Source organism: Paenibacillus hunanensis, assembly GCF_034055775.1.
Lineage (GTDB): Bacteria > Bacillota > Bacilli > Paenibacillales > Paenibacillaceae > Saccharibacillus > Saccharibacillus hunanensis.
Map to the genome: position 1 here is coordinate 1,373,253 of NZ_CP139194.1, position 16,043 is coordinate 1,389,295.

Consider the following 16,043-nt stretch of genomic DNA (forward strand, 5'->3'; position numbering starts at 1 on the left):
GGATTCAATCGTCGATTATCCTTTCAAACCCGATGTAGCGATGCCCTCGACAAAGTATTTTTGACAGACGATGAAAATGATAAAGCATGGAATGAGCGACAGCACCGACATCGCGAACATCGGTCCCCAATCCGATTGTGAGCTGGAATCGAGGAACAGACGCAAGCCGAGTGGAACCGTGTACTTGCTCACATCGCTCAAATAAATGAGCTGGCTGAAAAAGTCATCCCATGTCCACAGAAAGGTGAAGATCATCGTCGTGACAAGTGCTGGAAAGGCGAGCGGCACAATAATTTTTAAGTAAATGCGCACCGGACCACAGCCATCAATCGTTGCTGCTTCATCCAGCTCCTTCGGTAAGCCACGGAAAAACTGCACCATCAAAAAGATAAAGAAGGCGTCCGTTGCCAGCCATTTCGGCACGATTAAGGGTAAGTACGTGTTAATCCATTCCAGATGATTAAACAAAATATACTGCGGAATTAGTGTCACATGATGCGGTAGCATAATCGTCATCAGCATTAATGCAAAGCCAAAGGCTTTAAAGCGAAAATCGAGCCGTGCGAACGCATACGCTGCCATCGAGCATGAGATCACATTACCGAGCACCGCGCCCAGCGATAGCACAATCGAGTTGAGCAAAAAGCGTGCAAATGGGTTGCCCTGAATCCCTTCCCAGCCACTGCGGTAATTGCCCCAGTTCCATTCGCTCGGCCAGAACCAAATTTCCGAGAAGATTAGATGTCCCGGCTTGAACGAGCTACCGAACATCCAGAGCACCGGATACAGCATCACAAACGCAATCCCAGAGATCACCAGATGCTTCATCACAATCCATGCGGTCGAGCTACGTTGTCCGATCATCATTTACCACCATCCTCATAATGCACCCACAGCTTACTGCTACGGAATACAAGTAGTGTGAACAGTCCGATCAGAATGACGAGTATCCATGCCATCGCTGACGCATAGCCCATCTGGAAAAAGGCAAAGCCTTTTTTGTATAGATAGAGTGAGTACATCAGCGTGGAATTGACGGGCCCGCCGGAGCCGTTACTAATGATGAATGCCTGGGTGAACGACTGAAATGACGTGATCAGCTGCATGACCAGATTGAAGAAAATAACCGGTGACAGAATCGGCAGGGTAATGTGGAAAAAGCGTCGCACCGCACCAGCGCCATCTACCGCAGCCGCTTCATCGTATTCCGGTGGAATCTGCTTTAGCCCGGCAAGGAAGATGATCATCGACGAGCCGAATTGCCATACGGATAGCAGCACGATTGAGTAGAGCGCATAGTTAGGATTCGCCACCCAATCCGGTGCCTTAATACCGATCATGGCGAGCAGACCGTTCAGCAGTCCGTCACCACCGAGCATTTTACGCCAGAGCATCGCAATTGCCACACTGCCACCGAGCAGGGTAGGAATATAATAGATCGTCCGGTAAATGCCCAGCCCTCGAATACCGCGGTTAAGCAGCATCGCCACGAGCAGGGCGAAGATCAGCTTGACCGGAACCGAGACGCCCACATACGTGAATGTAACTTTTAATGATTTGATAAATAATGGATCACCAGTAAACATCGTAATATAGTTCTGCAAGCCGACCCATACCGGTGGGTTCAGAATTGTATAATTCGTAAATGAAATGTAGAGCGACGTCAGCATCGGGCCGAGTGTGAGCAGCACCAGTCCCACTAACCATGGTGCTAGAAATAGCAGTGCGATACGATTATGCGCATACCGCCGTTTGACGGTGCGTGCAGCCTTCTGCCCGGTGCGGGTGCGGCTGAGCGTTGTCGTTATCATTTTCACAGTAGCAACCTCCCGTTTGGATCAAAGTCAGTCGTCGTGACCATTTCAGTGTGCATAGTGAACCGAGCGCTATAGATGCCAGTCACATGATGCAGCAAACGCTACAGCTCGATAAACGTCAATGCTACTGTCCACTTGCTAACGCAGCATTCGCATTATCGATAAATTGCTGAATCACATCAGCAGGGCTGCCCTGACCGAAGGCGATTTGCTCACTAGCGGTCTTAAAGCTGGTATCGACTTCTGAATATCCTTGTGGGTAAGGTGGATTGATCGGGCTGGAATGCTTGGCAACCACATCGATAAATTGGAAGATCGCTTTCTCTGAATCGGGCAGCTTGCTCTGCATCTGCTCACGGACGCTGGAGTTCACAGGTACACCGCGCTCAGAGCCGAGAATCGCTGTTGCTTCCGGGTCATTGACCATAAAGTCGATAAACATCGCGACTTCCTTTGGATGCTTTGTTTTGGAATAGCCGGACATGAATTGTCCTGGTTTCAGGTATTCGCCGCTTTTCTTCTCGTCGACTCCGTGTGGAATGACTTGAATGGCAAGCTTGTGATCCTGATTTTTGTTCACCTGCTGGAATGTCAGCAGCTGATTCGACCAAGCAAAGTCCATTGCTGCCGTACCGAGTGAGATCGGTCTGGTTTCGATTGCATTCGTTGTCGAGGCAGTGACCTCGGCTGGCGTTACGCCGCCATTTGCCCGTAAGGCTGCCCACATATCAAACCATTGCTGTAGCTGCTCGTTCGTAGCTGCCAATTTACCATTTTCGAATAAGCCGATCCCGCTCTGGCGTAAAAACACTTCAAACATATTGGTCATACCAGAAATATCAGCGGAGCCGTAGAAGCCCTGACCTTTAGCGGCTGCAATCTTAGCAGACATCTCGCTAAAGTCTTTCCATGTCCAGCTTTCCTGTGGCGCTTCGATGCCCAGCTGTTGTAGTAGTGTTGCATCGTAGATCACGCCCGGTGCATTCACACCCAGTGTGATCGCGTAGAGCTTGCCATCAATGGAGCCTGCATCGATCATGCTTTTATCATGCTTGGAAATATCCAGCTCGCTGCTCTGTGTATAAGGGGTGAGATCCAGCAGTGCACCGCGACGAGCGAAGTCGCTCAGAAACGCATAGTCCATTTGCAGCAGATCGGGTGCGTTGGAGCCAGCGACCTGAGTCGTTAGCTTATCCATATAACCGTCCCAGCCGGAGTATTCAGGTTTGATCGTGATGTTAGGATGCTTTTCTTCGAATAGCTTGATGACCTTGGTCGTTAGATCATGCCGTGTCTGTGAGCCCCACCATGTCATACGCAGCTCAATTTTGCCAGAAGCATCGGCCTCACTATTGCCACTGCCGGAAGAAGCCGTATTGGAAGTGCCGCCACCACAGGCGGTTGTGAACAATAACAGGGTTAGTGTTAGTAGTACGCCCCACTTTTTCATCGTCCCTTGCATCATCAATAAAACCCTCCCCAACCATTTTGTAATCGCTTACAAATAATATTGTATAGGGTGGAGCGCGGTGATGACATAAACAAAAGTAAGCTATCCTTTTAAAAAAGTAAGCATTTGCTTGTAGATGCTTTTTTTGGATGTTATTGGATTGGCTTGCGAGTGAGCGCATGTATTCTGATAACAATAAAGAAAGTCTTCTCTGTTTGAGACGCTGTAGGCAAGCATAATTGTACATAAGCACAACAGAACAGTACACGAGCATAGAAGTACATTAATCACATAGGTACACAAGCACATAAGGATAAAAGCACATAGGCATTGAAGCAGGAGAGGTTGCACGCTTGGCGGCAACCTCTTTTATCCTGTTCATATGAAAGGAGATTAGCATGTACAATGGATCGTTACAGTAAAGGGATGACTACGACAAAGAAAGGTTGAGGATTAAGATAAAACGCCGTCCGATACGGCGATTTTTTGACCGAGGTGTTGCTTCATGCGTGCGACCTCGGTGCCAGCTAGCATCATAATGCCGATCCCATGGTTGTCGTTCGTTACTGTGCGCAGGTCTTGATCATAATATTCGGCGGTGAAGGCGTAGCGAGAGCCACTGCACACGCCGTGTACATTACCCTGACGATCAATCGCAAGTCGGGTGAGTGCGTTCCATGCCTTGCGAGCGGCGGCAGCATAGCGATCCGGTTGTCGTAGCCAGCCCATGCGCACACCGCGGGCGAAGCCGTAGGCGAACATGGCGGTGCAGGACGCTTCCTCGTAGGTACCTGGCTCATTCAGCACCTGATGCCATAGTCCGCTATTGCTTTGCAGGGTGGCATAGCCTTCGCACAGCTCATTAAAAAAGTCGACCAGGGCGGCGCGATGCTCATGCTGCTCGGGTAACGCTTCCAGCACCTCGGACAGCGAGAATAATGTCCAGCCATTGCCGCGTCCCCACGGAATTTGAGTGGCCTGACCGTATTTGAAATCATACACATGCGACATGATCTGGTATTCCGGAATGAACAGATAGTTACGGAACAGCAGGAATTGGCGTGCGGCTTCGTCTAATGCGGCAGGATGATTACGTATTCTGGCATAGCGTACGAGGAACGGTGTACTCATATACAGATCATCTGCCCACATCGTGTTCGCCGCATACTCGCCCTCACACGTACGGTAAAAGGCACCGTCTGGCTGACGTTCCAGACGATTCAGCATAAAGTCAGCGATTCGATCGGCGATCTCTAGAAAGGTCGGTTCATGGCATTCTTCATACGCTTCCAGCATCGCAGAGCCAAAGGAGCCACAGTTGTCCAGCATTTTCAGCATCACGAGCTGCTGATTAATGGAAGGGAAGCCATACTGCTCGCGATCCCAGAGCGAATATCGATACATCGTCGTACACGCTTGTACATGCTCAGCCGCATATTGTGTAATATCTGGGCGCTGTAGATAGCGTCCTGTTTTGAGCAGACCATATACTGTCACACCGAGCGGATAGTCCCAGCGCCCATAGTTGGTTACCTGTCCAACCGTCCACTTGTTGCTGAGCATCGCATTTTCATAATACGGACGAATCCAAGTCTCCGGGCGATCAAGCCGCCAGTACGTATGAGCAGTGGGTGGAGCTGAGGCTTGTCCCGATGAAGATTGATTCGGTGCACTTGAACTAGCGCTTGCTTCAGTAGGGTAGAGTCGATTCATCGTGTACATATCCGCAGGGTCGGGAGCATTTCCTTTAGGAAACGGGCCTGCATACATCCAGCTCTGATCATATGCACCACGAATGCGCCATGGTAGCTCCTGAGCCAGCATGCGTTCACCGCAGGTTGCCTGTACCGAATAATCCCATGCTGCGCCATCTGCTGTGCATTCGCTGTATACGAGCAGATCATTGGGGCCAAAATCGGCTTCGACATCGACGTTATAGTTGCCTGCTTCTGTGAGCGATACGACAAGCTGCTGCTGCAACCAGATACGCAGTGGCCCTTGACTATGCCCACTCAAGCGAATGGTCGATTGCTGCGTGTCCTCCTGCTGGATACGTGTCCAGGCATACGCACTGTGACCGGCAAGCTTGCCATACATTCTTTCCAATGACGGCAATGTCTGCTGATCAGACGACCAAGCTGGTGCTGGCAGCCATGTCAGTCCGCTTTGCTGTTCGCTGCCAAGCAGTGCGGCATGAAGCTGCTCAATACGGTCCGGTCGCTCGGTGTGTGACTGCTGAGCTGAAGCATGGCCAGCAGACGCAGTAGCCATCGTTAGCTGTTCACCTGTGGTGTTGGTACTTCCAGCTACATTGGTATTGCTCGCAATGATGTTACCGCTTACAGAAGCGGGTGAAGCTTGAGCGGCTAATCCGAGTCCTTTACTCGTTGTATCCCGATGCAGCAGTGGTGAATATACCCAGCCAGCCTGACCCTCGCGCTCACCGAATGGCGCTAGCACATTCAGAATCCGTACTTTTCCTTCATCCGCCCCAAGCTGACAGCCGAAGCCTGCGGGTGTGTATCGGCATTCCAGCAGCATCGTATTCCAGCCCGGCTGAATATCGATCGGCAGCTTCACCTCGGCATGCTGAGCCAGCTCATCGATCACGGTCGAGCGATAGATCAATTCACCGTTAAAATAAAGCCGTACCGGGCCCTGACAGCGTGCCAGCAGATCGAGATTCCGCTGCTCATCACCCCAGACCAATCCAGCAGCCCACACATAGTCGCCCTTTGTCGCTTCTGGAAAGCGCTTACCAAAATCAAATTCATATAAGCCTTCTGCATTCTGGAGAATACCGGAACGCTGAAAAGCACGATATACAAAATCCGCCTGCGCATTTGCTCCAATATAACGTTCAGCCAGTACTTTCAGCACCTGGGATTGATCTTCACCAAAACGATAATGCATACTTTGTGGTTCATCAAAATGACGGGTTACCAAGGGGCTTCACTTTCCTTTCACAATCTGAAATGGAGTCTGTGTCATACGGATGGAGGTATAGATTCACGGTGTTGGTCTGTGGTAGATCATGAGCACAGAAGAGTAAGTTTTGCTAAAGTGTTGAATAAGTGTTGAGGTTTGTTTATTCAAGTATACCTGACGGAGTAGATGGATGCCAAGATTTTTTGATTGCGTTTACATAGATAATGAAATCGAATAGATCTGCTACCCTCGAGCTATTAGTTACAGATGTGTTCGAGAGTAGCAGGTCTGTAGCGATGCGAGCTATTGTTCAACAGGCTCAGGTAAAAATAGCTCCTGTGCTGTGCGGATGAACAATCTCGTTGCCAGTGATGCCTGCTCCATCGAAAGGGTCGCAATACCGATCTGGCGATGAATGATCGGATAGACGGGCTTCAACGTCAGCTCATGCGGGAACATCGATAGGGCAAGATCCGATACGATCCCGATGCCGAGCCCCTGACGAACCATCTGCACCAGCGTACTCACATTATGCGTGGTGAAGCGGATGTGAAGCTGACTCTTTTCCCGTTCAAATGCGTCCAGAATCGCTACCTCATGACCGCCTTTACATAAAATCATATCCTGACCGTGCAAATGTCGAATCGTAATCTGCTCCAGCTGTTGGAAAGGATGCTGCTCTGGCAGCAGTAATACCATCTGATCGCTATATAACGGAATCGTTTCGACCAGTGGATCAGGTAGCAGGATCAGTCCGGAATCAATTCGTCTGCTGTGTACCCATTCTTTCACTTCGTTCGTCGAGCCTTCATGCAGATCGAACACAAGATTCGGATACTGCTGCTGAATACGATGAATGATCGGTGGTAGAAAATAAGCAGAGGCGGAGGGGAAGGCACCGACTGTGATCGTTCCAATGTCTAGCCCCTTTTCAGCAGCGACATGCTGTTCTACACGATTCATGCTCTGCAATATACTTCGAAATTCACGTACGACACGCTGCCCGATATCGGTGAGCAGTACGCCCTTTTTCCGATCACGCAGCAATAGCTTCACATCTAGCTCATTTTCGATACTGGCAATCGCATGGCTGACCGCAGGTTGTGTCATATGCAGTTCCTGTGCAGCCTGTGTAAAATTCAACGTCTCGGCAACACGTACGAAAATCATAATCTGTGTGATTGTCATAACAGAAATGTTATCTCCTTTATGCAAAAGATTCATTTTATTTATGATAGCAGAAGAGATACGCTAGAGCTATCCAATAGATCAAAATGAACATATAGATAGGAGAGATGATCATGAAACTATATCGATCCGGTAACCATCGGAATGATAATATACATGCTGGATTAGATGAAGCGTCACCGCATACATGGCAGGGTCACACAGAACCAGTACAAACGATACCAGCTGTAGCTGCAACAGAGGTGGAGCACCAGCAAGAGCAGGGGAAAAAGCACCATTATCAAGCTAGACAGACGATGAATCAAAGCAAACAAGCTAAACAAGCTAAACTTACTCCCCTAACTACTTTACTACTGGTACTGTTTCTCGTGACGATCTGGGGAATCAACTGGCCGCTAACCAAGCTGGCACTGCCATCTGTGCCACCTATTTTATTTTCGGGCTTGCGCACCTTCATTGGGGGGCTGCTGTTACTTGCGATTGCCTGGCGTAGTCGCTCTGCTCTACAGTGGAAGCGCAACTGGCGTGTATATGTAATACTAGCGATTTTCAACATTATCGGGTACTACGGCTTGCAAACGGTCGGAATCGGTTATTTGCCTGCTGGATTATTTTCAACGATTGTATTTTTACAGCCGGTATTGTTGGGCTTGTTCTCATGGCTGTGGCTTGGAGAAAGCATGACGGTAATGAAGGCGGCGGGCTTGTTATTCGGCTTTGCTGGTGTGGCAGTGATTAGCTCTGGCGGTCTGGAAGGGCATCTGTCCCCACTGGGCATTATCCTCGCGATCGCCTCCGCACTATGCTGGGCAATCGGTACCATTTGTATGAAAAAGCATAGTCATCGCATCGATTCGCTCTGGGCATTAACCGTGCAATTGCTGCTCGGTGGCATCGTATTGCTGGCACTAGGAAGTGGAACGGAAAGCTGGTCAGATATCCACTGGAGTGTATCATTTGTGGAAATACTGATGTTCATCTCCGTGTTCGTTATCGCTGGCGGCTGGCTGGTGTACTTCAAACTGCTGAATAGCGGCGAAGCAAGTACCGTCGGTTCGTACACCTTTGCGATTCCCGTGCTGTCGAATATATTTAGTATTTTCATGCTGGGTGAGATGGTCACAATGACGCTGTTTGCTGGCTTGATTATGATTGCAATTGGAATTGGGCTGGTGAATAAGAAGCGGAAACAGCAGAGTCATGTGCAGATGCAAGAGCGAGAAGATCGCATAGTAGTCGCTAATTCAGGTGCGCCTGTACAGACGAATTGCCGCTCGTAAGTAGAAGGCGTCAATAGTCATGGACATGGACATAGACATAGACATAGACATGGATATGTCCATGCATATGTATAATGAAGATAAACCTGCACATGAACGTAAACATAGATATAGAAACCAAAATCTAGCATGAACAAGTAAAATCAAAACAAAATAATATGCCCGCTGCATCCATAGCTCTTTTGTTAGATGAGAGCTGTGGACATAGCGGGCATATTTTTAATTTAGCATATAAGGTAGTATTGCTTCATTTAGCTTACTTTTATAGAAAAATAGGAACAGGTAATGGCTATCCGTTAAGAGGCATTCAATTTCGACTCACTGTGTAATTTATTAGAAGACACAGAGCGACAGAGGAACAGTCCGAAAAATGCTACTATTAATAGAAGTGTAATAATGGCGATCGCATACGATGCGCCGATCGATGCAATTAATGGTGTGAATAAGCTTAATAAACATAAACGTATGAGCAGGCTAATACTGCTGAAAAAGCTATTCACTCTACCTATATGCGATTTGGGAACGAGCTGCATCATAATGGTATTGCTTGCGACCTTTGTGCCTGAATTACCAGCACCGCGCAGAATCTGTGCCCAGAGAAAGATCGCAGTAACTGGAAATACAAGAGTAAGAATCGTTCCAATCAAATAAATAAATGAAGTCAAAATGACAGTTTTGTAGGAACCTATTTTATTCATCATAAATGAAACGGTTACTCCAATAACAATCGCACCAATGGTATACATAATATTGGAAAAGCCAAGTACTTCTGCGTTTTCCTGTAGCACCGAAGCCACGTAAATCGGATTGATATAATTGCCTACAAGTACTGAAATGAACGGCATGGTCGAGAAGAGGAAAAACAAAATGATGATTTTATTTTTCGTAATATACTGGAAGCCTTCGTATAAATCTGCCAAAAAGGTAATCTCTTTTGTATGCGAACGAGCAACGAATGAATAAGGGATCAAAGCAAGCGAAGCAATACAAATCAAATATGTAAAAAAGTCTATGATCAAAATCGTATTTAGCGATACACGTTCTATTAAAAAGCTTGCTAAAGCTGCACTAAGCATAGAGGCAACCTGACTCTGTGTTTCCAAAATGCTGTTTAAATACTTAAATTGTGAACCATCGAACAGCTCCTGTACAAAAGCAATTCGAGCAGGAATATGCGTAGCATAATACAAGGAACCTAAAAATTGTAGCAGGATAATCTGCCAGATTAACAAGGTATGATGGAAAAATCCATAAATACAGCAGATTCCAGTTAATACTAATCCAATCACCTCAATAGCGATCAAAAACCGCTTACGCGAAAACTTATCAATCCACACCCCAATAAACGGAGACATCAAAAACAAAAACAACGTTGTAAAAATCATCGTATAGCCTAGTATCTGCTCACCCTGATCATAATTCTTAATCAACGTCCATGGAATTGCAATCCCTGTAATACCCACTCCGATCGCAGAAGTAATATTGCCTACCAAAAGCCTGTATAAATTCGGATCCTTCTTGATGCTGTGCTCCATAACATGTCTCCTTCAATCTTATCTTCGTATGTACTTCAGTCGCCCCTACTCCCTAATATCAGAAGAACAGACATCTAAAACAAAACACAATTTATCATGCTTTTCCTAAAAATACAATTGCTTATTGATATAGGAGTTAGTTTACAAATTGCGATATACGAATTGTGATAATAGTAAACTTCTACATATAAGGCTTCAAGAAAAGGGTTTTGCCGAAGCAAAATGGCGTACTATTAATCCACCACTATAGATAAACAGTCCCATCCACCAGCTCTTCACTTTCGATACATATAAACACGTAATAAAAACATGAGAATCACCCTGTCAACGAATCAGCCCTGTGAAAAGAAAGAGACTATATGATTAAATTCTATCCTCTCCAATAAACAAATATTTACATATAAAAATTAGTTTGAATCCTCTTATTTGCAATTGAAACAATAAAAATTATCGTTTTTTCATACTATACGACTAGGTTGATCGAACCTTTCTCATTTCAAACCATAGCCTTAACCGTTTTCAGTCAATTTAACGAAATTTGTCGAAATCACTTCAATTGCACCAGGAATGAATGCTGAATATCCTTTTATTGGTAAAAAAACTTCATATTACGTAAGATGTACTATAAGTAACTATCTATATTTTCCTTTTATTAGGAAGACGGCTCTATTTACCCCCTGCCATCAATCAGACACAATTGTATACGAAAAGCATAACTTATCGACCAATCAGTAATTTAAGAATCATACGAAATACATGTATAGCTTCATCGCTCTATAGTCATACCATTTCCTTTTGAATAAAAGGGTACATCAGAACACAGAACGTTAAGAACGCAGAAAGGCAGAACGTAGATTGAATGAAAAGCAAGCAGACGCTGACATCTGAGCATGCAGTACAGGCGAATCCAGCCTGAAGCGGGGGGATCTATAGTGACAATTGAATATGCGATCGAGCTGCCCTTTTGGATTCTACTATTGATCTGTATCGTGATGGATTGCTGGAAACGTATCATTCCAGATGCGATCACCTTGCCCGGAACGCTTTATTTTATCATCGTTCATGCGATCACAGGCACACTTGCATGGTGGCAGCCGCTGGTGGGAGCGATTGGATTAGGCGCTATCGCTTTACTGCTTGCCATCATTAGTAGGGGAAAGCTTGGGGGTGGCGATATTAAGCTATTTGCTATGGTAGGCGCCTATCTGGGCTGGTCGGCAGGTATCTGGGCATTGCTCTTTACCTTTCCGATCGCAGCCTTAATCGCCTGCCCGGTACTACTGATGAAGAAAATAGCACCGCCAACGATTAAGCTGCCAGAGGAGCTTCCACTGGCACCGTTTATAGCAACAAGCACCATACTACTTATAGCATTATTACAGAAGGTGGCCGAGACTCATGTTTGAATCGAAAAAACGAGCATTTGTATTTATGCTGCTGGCAATCGTGCTGGGAGCGGTAGCTGTGATCCTGTTTTCGACCTATATGCAGGAAACGCGTGCCAGTCTGGGTGAGTTTGTTACCGTGCAGGTTGCGGCGGAGGACATTCCTGCTGGTACGGTCATTCAACCGTCACTATTGACGGATCAGGAGGTTCCACGTAAGTACATACTGGACTCCCTGATCACCTCTCCACAGCAGCTGGAGAATAAAATTTCGGTTGTTCCGATTACGAAAGGTTCCGTCATTACGACATCGGTACTGCGAAATAATACGTTTGTAAAAGGCGACTACAGACAGGTCATGCTGAGAGCGCCGATGGCTGTATTTGATGAACAGATTGATGCATACGATAAAGTGGACATTTTATATTCTTATGATTCTAATGCCAATGATTCCAAAGGGAATAAGGGTGATAAGCGCGTAACCGATGTGCTACTCAAAAATGTCACCGTTAACAGCGTACAGAAGACGGGCAATGATATTACTGCCATCGGAGTACTCGTTAAGCTAAGCGATTCCAAATCGGTGATCTGGGCGCTGAATTATGCCAAAGAGGTTCGTTTACTCAAGAGCGGCAGCAGCAAGGATGTTGGTAGCGACAGCGCAGCTACGACTGGAGATGGCGCAGCCACCGATTCTGCTACGAGTAGCACAGGCAGCGCTGCAGGTAATATGGGCAGTACAGACGCAGCCAAAGATAAAGCCCCAGCAAGCCAGGGCTCGACAACGAATCCATCCAGTGCCAATGCAGCCAAGTCGAATCAAGAGCAGAATGCGAATGGCTCGCAGGCGCCAGCGGCATCTGGCAGCAAATAGTCTAACGCTAGCACCACCTTGTCCGGTTCAGGATCGAATATTGCTCCAACTGATGTTAGGAGTTAGGAAGCACACATCCATACGCATAGCAGATCAAGCATTACGGAATCAAAGGAGGGACTCACTTGTCTACGGTAAAGGTCACGATCATTTCGAGTAATGAGCGTCTCACCCAGCAGCTTGTGCAAAGTATTCATTTTTACAACATGCAGACGGGTGAGGTAATTGAGAAGCCGCGAGAAGCCTATATGCATATTCATCCGCGTGAACCGCGCATTATTTTATTCGCGGAGCCAGAAGAGACGATGGAGCTGGCACCGATTGTGATGCAGCTCAAAAAGGTGAATGCAGGCGCGCCAGTCATTTTCCTCAGTCGCACTGGAGATTTTGAACGTATTCGGGAAATGTATCGTGCAGGAGCGGCGGACATCCTGCGCATTCCTGATGAGCTGGAGCAATTGGAGCAGGTACTGACCAAGGCGGCGCAGCTTGCTCTACGCGGAGCCGATCAGCGTCCACATGCACAGCAGGGAGCCACAGGTGGCAAAATCATTTCGGTCTACAGTAGTAAAGGCGGATCTGGAGCGACGACGATTGCGGTAAACGTCGCCCAGGCAATGGCATTGCAAAATCAAGATGCACGCGTGCTGTTGGTTGACCTGAATTTACAATTTGGTGGCATTCAGCATTATTTAGACATTGCGTTTGAACGGAATCTAGGAGATTTGAAGTCCGTACTGCACGAGCTTACCTTTAGCCAGCTCAGTAGTGTGCTATATCGGGTCGATTCGTCCAATCTGAACTTGCTGCTATCGCCTGCTCACCCGCAGGAAGCAGAGAATTTCACGAGTGACGATATGGAGCTACTATTCAGCGTCTGTCGTCAGAATTTTGACTATATCATTCTGGATTTGCCGCATGAGATGAATGAAGTGTCGATTAGTGCGATTAGTCAAACCGATCAGCTTGCCTACGTGCTGAATCTGGATCGTGCGTCGATCCTGAGTCTGAAAAGTGTACTGAATATTCTGGATCGCTATCATCTGATTGATACTAGTCAGATCGCGCTGATCCTTAACAAGCATAGTCGTCGCTCCGATGTGACACGCGACGATCTGGAGAAGATTATTAATCTGCCTGTGCTCGGCTCGATCTCCGAGGATCTGAAGGGACAGCTACAGACCAGTGCGAATCTGGGGCTTCCTCTCATTATGGAGCGTCAGGAAAAGCTAAAAAGCCTGAAAGGTCCCATCAAGCAGTTCATTGAACTGCAATCAGCGCTGACCGGACGGGAAGGAGGCGAACGCCGTGTCGATCTTCCGCAAGCTCAGCAGCAGGCTTGATGAACAGCAGGTCGAGGAGCAGAAGCCGCTCGATTATATTGACTATCTGTTCAATCATTACAAGGGGCGGCTACTCAAGGAAACGAATCTCGATCAGCTGATCAAGCTGCCCAATTATCAGAAGCGGCGTGCGATTGAGAAGCTGATCACCGAGATGATGGATCAGGAAAAGGTCATCATTACCCAGATGGACAAAACGCGCCTGCTCGATATGATTCTCGATGATTCCGTCGGCTTCGGCCCGTTAGAGCCGCTGCTGCATGATGATGATATTACCGAGATTATGGTCAACGGCCCGAACGAAGTATATATCGAGCGTCAGGGACAGATCACCTTATCCGAGATCAATTTCAAAAATGATGAGCATATCCGTAATATTATCGATCGGATCGTCGCACCGATTGGACGCCGGATCGACGAAAGCTCACCACTTGTCGATGGACGTCTGGAGGATGGCAGTCGTGTCAATGCCGCTATTCCACCGATTGCCCTGCATGGCCCGGTCATTACAATTCGTAAATTTAAAAAAGATCCGTACACGATCGATCATCTAATGGGCTTTCGTACCTTAACATCGAAGATGTCTGATTTTATCGAAGCCGCGGTTGGTTCCAAAATGAACATTATCATCTCCGGTGGTACAGGTAGTGGTAAGACGACATTGCTCAACGTCGTATCCGCAGCCATTCCAATCGGTGAGCGTATCATCACGATTGAGGATATGGCAGAGCTACGCTTGAATCGGAAAAATGTCGTATCGCTGGAAGCGCGCCCTGCCAATATGGAGGGGGCTGGTGAAATCACCATTCGTCAGCTCGTGAAAAATGCACTGCGTATGCGTCCTGACCGCATCATTGTCGGTGAGGTGCGCGGCGGTGAAGCGCTGGATATGCTACAGGCGATGAATACCGGTCATGAAGGCTCTCTAACGACGATTCACGCTAACAGTGCACAGGATGCGATGTCCCGGCTGGAAGCGATGATTCTGATGAACAATGCTTCAATGACTGCCGAGGTCGTTCGTCCGTTTATCTCGTCTGCGATTCAGCTTGTCATTCAGACGCTTCGCTTATCGGATGGTACGCGGAAGGTCGTGTCGATTGCTGAAGCGGTCAGCGAGAATGACGAAATTCAGCTGCACGACATTTTCCGATTCCGCCGTCTATCGACAGATACGAATGGACGTATCCGGGGTGGCTTTGTCACGACAGGCTATGTACCGCGTTGTGCGGAGAAGCTATCTGTATTCGGCTACGAGCTAGGAGAAGACTTTTTCGCTCCAGCAGAGGAGGCGGTTACTCATGACGGTTGAGACAGGTTTTCTAATCGTACTGTTTCTAACTGTAGTTGCAGGTGCACTGGCTGTATTTGAATTATCCGGTGTACGCAAAAAGAGCAAGCAGCTCGGCAAACGCTTAGCGGAGCTGCACACCGATGAAGTGAAAAGCCGCAAAAATATGTACCTGCGTCTGGCAACTCGCTTTCATGGCTCTGACTATGGGAAGGAATGGGAGCAGAAGCTCATGGGTGCCGATGTACGCATGTCGGGCTTCAATTATGTATTGCTGCAATGTGTACTCTTATTCGTGATCACGTATCTGCTCAATGTACTGCTGGGCTTGCGTTTTCCGATGGATATGATCGTTGCCTATTTTGTTGTCACGATCGGTTCCTCGCGCTGGCTCAAGGCAAGACGGCGTAAATTCGCCGCTCAGATTGATCGTCAGCTGCCAGAAGTATGCCGTATGCTCGGCAGCTCCATTCGCGCCGGCATGAGTATCCAGCAGGCGATTGGCATGGTAGCCAGTGAGCTGAAAGCACCGGCTGGCCCGCTCTTTCAGGAGATGTCGCGTCAGCTCAAGCTCGGTAGCAATATCGACACCGTACTGAGCGAGCTAGGCGAACGATTGCAAAGTCGAGATATCCGTCTACTCATCCAGACCGTCACTATTCAGCGACAGGCGGGTGGTAATCTGGCGAAAGCGATGGATCAGCTGGCTCGCACGCTGGAAGAACGCGAGCGTATGAACAAGGAGCTGAGCAACCAGACCGCAGAATCGCGTTATATCGCGCTCACACTCGCGCTGATGCCTGTCTTTCTCGTCGTTGCTTTTAATATCGTGTTCAAAGGCTTTATTACACCATTATTTACGATTCCCGGTCTGATCCTGCTCGTCGTCGTTGTCATCCTGATGCTGATCGGCTTCCTGGCGATTCGCAGAGTAACCAATATAAAGGCGTGA

Annotated in this window: 12 protein-coding genes; 6 read left to right on the forward strand and 6 right to left on the reverse strand. The window is 47.6% G+C overall.

The genetic code is table 11. The features are described from left to right. Positions 1-15: 15 nt before the first annotated feature. From SK066_RS05460 to SK066_RS05480, 5 genes are all read right to left on the reverse strand, one after another. A complete protein-coding gene (locus tag SK066_RS05460) occupies positions 16-864 on the reverse strand; it encodes a carbohydrate ABC transporter permease (protein ID WP_320544813.1) in 849 nt (282 codons plus the stop codon). After that, entirely contained in the window at positions 864-1,811 is a 948-nt protein-coding gene (locus SK066_RS05465; RefSeq protein WP_320544814.1) for a carbohydrate ABC transporter permease, read from the reverse strand. The genes SK066_RS05460 and SK066_RS05465 overlap by 1 nt, the downstream gene beginning before the upstream one ends. Before the next feature lie 130 nt (positions 1,812-1,941). After that, the gene (locus SK066_RS05470) at positions 1,942-3,282 is read right to left on the reverse strand and encodes an ABC transporter substrate-binding protein (RefSeq protein ID WP_250344132.1); all 1,341 of its coding nucleotides are present in this window, start codon (positions 3,280-3,282) and stop codon (positions 1,942-1,944) included. Between the two features lie 438 nt (positions 3,283-3,720). Next, positions 3,721-6,213, reverse strand: a complete 2,493-nt coding sequence (locus SK066_RS05475) for a glycoside hydrolase family 88/105 protein (protein ID WP_320543938.1) — start codon at positions 6,211-6,213, stop codon at positions 3,721-3,723. A 285-nt stretch (positions 6,214-6,498) separates the two neighbouring features. Then, positions 6,499-7,383 carry a LysR family transcriptional regulator gene (locus SK066_RS05480; protein WP_320543939.1) on the reverse strand — a complete coding sequence of 295 codons (885 nt, stop codon included), beginning with the start codon at positions 7,381-7,383 and terminating at the stop codon, positions 6,499-6,501. 296 nt (positions 7,384-7,679) lie between these two features. On the opposite strand from SK066_RS05480, the gene SK066_RS05485 reads away from it, so the two are divergent. After that, a complete protein-coding gene (locus tag SK066_RS05485) occupies positions 7,680-8,663 on the forward strand; it encodes a DMT family transporter (protein ID WP_320544815.1) in 984 nt (327 codons plus the stop codon). Between the two features lie 296 nt (positions 8,664-8,959). Here SK066_RS05485 and SK066_RS05490 read toward each other — a convergent pair whose 3' ends face one another. Next, complete coding sequence (locus SK066_RS05490; RefSeq protein WP_320543940.1) at positions 8,960-10,198, reverse strand: MFS transporter; 1,239 nt, start codon at positions 10,196-10,198, stop codon at positions 8,960-8,962. 932 nt (positions 10,199-11,130) lie between these two features. Between SK066_RS05490 and SK066_RS05495 the strand changes: the two genes are divergently transcribed. The 5 genes from SK066_RS05495 (at position 11,131) to SK066_RS05515 (ending at position 16,043) form a co-directional block, all read left to right on the forward strand. Further along, on the forward strand, positions 11,131-11,604 hold the full coding sequence (locus SK066_RS05495) for an A24 family peptidase (RefSeq protein ID WP_320543941.1): 474 nt from the start codon (positions 11,131-11,133) through the stop codon (positions 11,602-11,604). After that, positions 11,597-12,457 carry a Flp pilus assembly protein CpaB gene (gene cpaB, locus SK066_RS05500; protein WP_320543942.1) on the forward strand — a complete coding sequence of 287 codons (861 nt, stop codon included), beginning with the start codon at positions 11,597-11,599 and terminating at the stop codon, positions 12,455-12,457. The genes SK066_RS05495 and cpaB overlap by 8 nt, the downstream gene beginning before the upstream one ends. A 125-nt stretch (positions 12,458-12,582) precedes the next feature. After that, positions 12,583-13,800, forward strand: a complete 1,218-nt coding sequence (locus SK066_RS05505; RefSeq protein ID WP_320543943.1) for a CpaE/TadZ family protein — start codon at positions 12,583-12,585, stop codon at positions 13,798-13,800. Further along, positions 13,766-15,112, forward strand: coding sequence for a TadA family conjugal transfer-associated ATPase (locus SK066_RS05510; protein WP_320543944.1), 1,347 nt, complete (start codon positions 13,766-13,768; stop codon positions 15,110-15,112). Before SK066_RS05505 ends, SK066_RS05510 begins: the two co-directional genes overlap by 35 nt. Then, positions 15,102-16,043, forward strand: a complete 942-nt coding sequence (locus SK066_RS05515; RefSeq protein WP_320543945.1) for a type II secretion system F family protein — start codon at positions 15,102-15,104, stop codon at positions 16,041-16,043. Before SK066_RS05510 ends, SK066_RS05515 begins: the two co-directional genes overlap by 11 nt.

Coding starts and splice junctions, on each gene's coding strand:
- SK066_RS05470 (WP_250344132.1), bottom strand. CDS start 3,282: ATGATGCAAGGGACGATGAAAAAGTGGGGCGTACTACTAACACTAACC.
- SK066_RS05465 (WP_320544814.1), bottom strand. CDS start 1,811: ATGATAACGACAACGCTCAGCCGCACCCGCACCGGGCAGAAGGCTGCA.
- SK066_RS05485 (WP_320544815.1), top strand. CDS start 7,680: ATGAATCAAAGCAAACAAGCTAAACAAGCTAAACTTACTCCCCTAACT.
- SK066_RS05490 (WP_320543940.1), bottom strand. CDS start 10,198: ATGGAGCACAGCATCAAGAAGGATCCGAATTTATACAGGCTTTTGGTA.
- cpaB (WP_320543942.1), top strand. CDS start 11,597: ATGTTTGAATCGAAAAAACGAGCATTTGTATTTATGCTGCTGGCAATC.
- SK066_RS05480 (WP_320543939.1), bottom strand. CDS start 7,383: ATGACAATCACACAGATTATGATTTTCGTACGTGTTGCCGAGACGTTG.
- SK066_RS05515 (WP_320543945.1), top strand. CDS start 15,102: ATGACGGTTGAGACAGGTTTTCTAATCGTACTGTTTCTAACTGTAGTT.
- SK066_RS05460 (WP_320544813.1), bottom strand. CDS start 864: ATGATCGGACAACGTAGCTCGACCGCATGGATTGTGATGAAGCATCTG.